The 4152-nt window shown below is 69.8% G+C and carries 2 protein-coding genes; both read left to right on the plus strand.

Annotated elements, in window-relative coordinates; translation table 11 throughout:
* Positions 1-195: 195 nt before the first annotated feature.
* A complete protein-coding gene (locus tag AC2W7M_RS20980) occupies positions 196-1497 on the plus strand; it encodes a lipopolysaccharide biosynthesis protein (RefSeq protein WP_486134619.1) in 1302 nt (433 codons plus the stop codon).
* A 205-nt stretch (positions 1498-1702) separates the two neighbouring features.
* The gene (locus AC2W7M_RS20985) at positions 1703-3841 is read left to right on the plus strand and encodes an exopolysaccharide transport family protein (protein WP_486134621.1); all 2139 of its coding nucleotides are present in this window, start codon (positions 1703-1705) and stop codon (positions 3839-3841) included.
* The last annotated feature ends 311 nt before the right edge of the window (positions 3842-4152 follow it).

Consider the following 4152-nt stretch of genomic DNA (forward strand, 5'->3'; position numbering starts at 1 on the left):
ATCGGCCGGACGGCGCGCGGGACGGCGCATTTCGGTTTGGTCGCGGGCGCTTGCGCCGGCGGACCGGCATGCTTGTTGCCGGGACGTCCGCATCGCCCCGCAAGGGCAGGCGGGTGCGGGTGCGCGCCCGTCTGGTCTCGCATCGCCTCAACTCCTTCCGCCCCAGCCTCGGCCGGCGGCGCCAATCCCAGCCCGATGACGCTCAACCGGCTCGACACGCTCTACCACATGGTCCGCACCTATGGCGCCTACATGGCCGCCTTGGCCGTGCGTGCGCTTGAGATGGTTGGCAAGCTCGGCCTGTATATGATCGCGGCGCGGGTGCTCGGCGTCCACGAATCCGGCCTGTTCTTCCTGTGCCTGACCTGGGTGCTGCTGATCTCGACGCTGACCCGCGCCGGCTTCGAGAAGGCGGTGATGCGCCACGTGGCGGCGGAGTTGGCGATCCGCAAGGGCCGCGAGGCGCGCCGCGCGCTGCTTCTCGGCACGTTCTGGGTCACGCTCGGCGGCGTGCTCGGCACGGCGGCCACCATCCTCTTGGCGCAGCCGCTTTCGGTCTACGTCTTCAAGGAGCCGGACCTCGCATTCCCGCTCGCCATCTCGGCGGCGGCGATCGTGCCGCAGACGCTCGCCATCTTCACCGGCCACGCGCTCACCGGCTTCACCCGCGGCGTCCTCGGGCAATTGGTGCAGAACGGCCTTTGGCCCGGCCTCACGCTGGCGGCGCTGGCGGCGGGCGTGCATTCGCTCGACGGCATCCTCTATGCGCTCGCCGCCGCCAACCTCGCCGCCGCCGTGCTCGGGGTCGTCCTGATCTGGCGCGACCGCGGCCGGCTGAGGATCGACGACCCCAACGCCGACGCGGCGGCGGTGGAGCACCTGCCTGCGCTCTGGCGCACCGCGCTGCCGCTGGGCGTGGTGGAGGTGGTGCAGATCACGCTCAACTCGCTGCCGGTGCTGCTGCTGGCGGCCTTCGGCATGCCCTCGGAAGTGGGCGCCTTCAGCGTCGCCAACCGCATCTCCATGCTGGTGTGGGTGGTCATCATCTCCATCGGCACCATCGCCGCGCCCAAGTTCGCCGCCCATCACCGCCAGGGCGAATGGGACGAGCTTCGGAGCCTGAACCGCAAGGTCCGCCTCACGGTGGCCGCCTTCGGCGTGCCGGTGGTGCTGGCCATGATGGTGTTTCCCGCCTCGCTGCTGGCGCTGATCGGCCCCGGCTTCGAGATCGCCGCCACCGCGCTCGTCATCATGAGTGTCGGCCAATTGGTGAACTGCCTCCTGTCCTGCCAGGACATCATGCTGGCCATGACCGGCCACGGCGGCGTGCTGCGCTGGCTGAACGCCGCCCAGTTCGTCTCCTGCTGCGTGCTGTGCGCGGTGCTGATCCCGCCCTTCGGCATGCTCGGCGCGGCGATCGCCACCGCCATCTTCATCGCCCAAGGCGGCATCGGCACCACGCTCGCCGTGCGCCGGCTGATGCCGCGGGCGCTGTGAGCGTCGGTTCTGCGCGGATCGGCCCCTTGACGGGCCTTGATTTGCCGAAGTCCGCCTGTAACGGAAGGATGGCTGCCCGCCCCCGGCGCCTTAACCGGCCCTTAGGGCCGATTTCGCATTCTGCGCCGGCGGATCGCGGCCAAGCGGGGGGCACGCGCGGCGGAACGCGGCCGACGGGCCTCGATTGTGGACCAGAAGGGCACGGATGAGCTTGACCTTGGACGGCGGGGCGGATGCGACGGGGACGGTCCGCGACCAGGACCTCAACGCCAGCGGCCTCGTGCCCGAGACCCGGGCGCCCGCCTTCACCACCCGCGACTTCCTGATCGCCACCTTCTTCCACATCCGCATCGTGCTGATCGCGGCCATGGTGCCGCTGCTGCTGGCGTTCGCCGCCGCCTTCACGGCCAAGACCGAATACACCGCCAAAAGCCTGCTCATGGTGATCGTGAGCCGCGAGGTGACCAACGCCAACGTCACCGACAGCGGCCCCGCCGTGCTCTCCATCGAGGGCCTCAAGCAGGTGGAATCGGAGGTGCAGATCCTCGAGAGCGCGGACGTGCTGCGCGCCACCATCGAGCAGATCGGCATCGACCGCCTGTTCCCCTCGGGGCTGCTCAGCTACATCACCTCGTTCCTGAAGTCCGACGCGGACCGGATGGACCAGGCGATCGAGAAGTTCCGCAAGGTGCTCCGCGCCTCGGTGGTCTCCGGCTCCAACGTGGTCGAGGTCTCCGTCACGCTGCCCAACCGCGCGCTCGCCGTGGAGGCGACCGACGCGCTGGTGAAGAACTACCTCAATTACCGCCGCAAGGTGTTCGAGAACCCGACCGCGCGCATCCTCCAGATCGAGGTCGAGCGCTTCCGGATGGACCTCGCCGGCACCGACCGGGAGATCGAGGCGCTGAAGTCCAAGGTGGGCATCATCGACTTCTCGCAGGACGCCATCCTCGCTGCCAACCAGGTGGACACGCTGCTCCAGCGCCGGCGCCAGGTGGCCGAGCGGCAGGTGGCCGTCACCGCCCAATTGGCCGAGGCGGAAAAGCAGATGAAGGCTTTGCCCGAGCAGGTGTTCGACTTCACCCAGAAGACCGACGCGCTGGGCAATGACGAGGACGCCAACGTGCTCACCCGCCTCCTGGTGGAGCGCGACCGCATCAAGGCGCAGTACGCGCCCGGCAGCCAGTTGCTGCGCGACATCGACCGGCAGATCGCCACCGTGCGCGGCAAGATGGAGAACCGCAGCGAGCGGCCCTATTCCACCGATCGCGACGTGCGCAACCCGGCCATCAGCTATGTCCAGAACATGATCCTGAGCCTCAGGGTGGAGCAGGACGCGCTGGGGCGGCAGTTCACCGAGCTGGAGCAGCAGCAGAAGGTGGCCGAGCAGCGCCTTTCGGCCCTGCGCGGCGCCGAGACCCAGCTCATCGAGCTGAACCGCCGGCGCGACACGCTCTCCGACGGCTACCGCGAATACCTGCGCCGCGCGGTGGCGGCGAACATCGAGGAGACCGCGGCCAAGACGCGCGAATCGAACGTGCGCGTGGTGCAGGAGGCGGGCGCCTCGGTCACGAGCCGCAACCTTGCCCTCCCCTTCCTCGCCGCCGGCCTGTTCGGCGGGCTGCTGTTCGGCGCCGCGGCTGGCGCCATCGCCTCGGCCCTGCGCACCACCTTCATCATGCCGAGCGAGGCGGAGCGCGCGCTGCAGCTGCCGGTTCTGGCCGAGTTCGGCAGCATGGAGGCCGGCTCGCTCGCCCTCGACACCGCGCTCGGCGGGCTCGCGACCCTGCTGCTGGACACGCGGGTGGACGACCAGCCGCTGCAGCTCATTCATTTCCTCGCGCCGCAGCGGGGCGAGGAGACGCCCGCCTTCTGCCGCCGCCTCGCCGAGGAGTTCGCCACCCAGCGCGGCCTGCGCACGCTGATCGTCGACCTGTGCTCGCCGGTGCCCGCGCCTTTGGTCGCCTCCGGCTTCGAGATGAAGGGCGGGCTCGCCGTCACCCGCACGCCGCTGCCCCAGCTGTGGACGGCGGTGGACGTGGAGAAGTCGCCGCTGCTCAACGTGCGCCTGCCGCTGGTGGATGGCGTGCGCATGCGCGACGAACTGAAGCAGGCGTTCGAGTGCGTGATCGTCTGCTCTCCGGTCCAGGGCACGTTCGTCGTCACCGACCGGCTCAACCAGCTGGCCGACGGCAACATCCTGATGATCGGCGCCGAGAGCACCCGCAAGCCGGCGGCGCTGCACATGCGTGACAGCGTGCTGGAAAACGGCGGCACCCTGCTCGGCTTCGTCTTCTTCGGGCGCCGCTATTACCTGCCCGAATGGATCTACCGGCGCACGTGACGCCGGTGCGGGCGGCCGTCCGCGCGCCTTGCCAATCCTCAGCTTTTCGCCGCGCGGCCGCCCGCAGGCCCGCGCCCTGCTCCGCGCGCCTGCGGCGGGGGCCGTGAGGGGGCCGGCGTTTACCATTCGCGGCCGCGCCTAACCCTCCATTAACCACGAGCTTTTAGCGTCGGTTTACCAGGTTTGCCGATTCCCGCGGCCTGCGCGCGGTCCTACGGGGTCGCCGGCAGTCGCCGTTCGGGATCGGATCTGGCGCGTTTCGAGCCGGAGTCAGCCGATGCCCGTTTTCCCCCCGCGATGCGATCCGCGAC

It is taken from the genome of Xanthobacter sp. BG11Y11_SDJG (genome assembly GCF_057364445.1).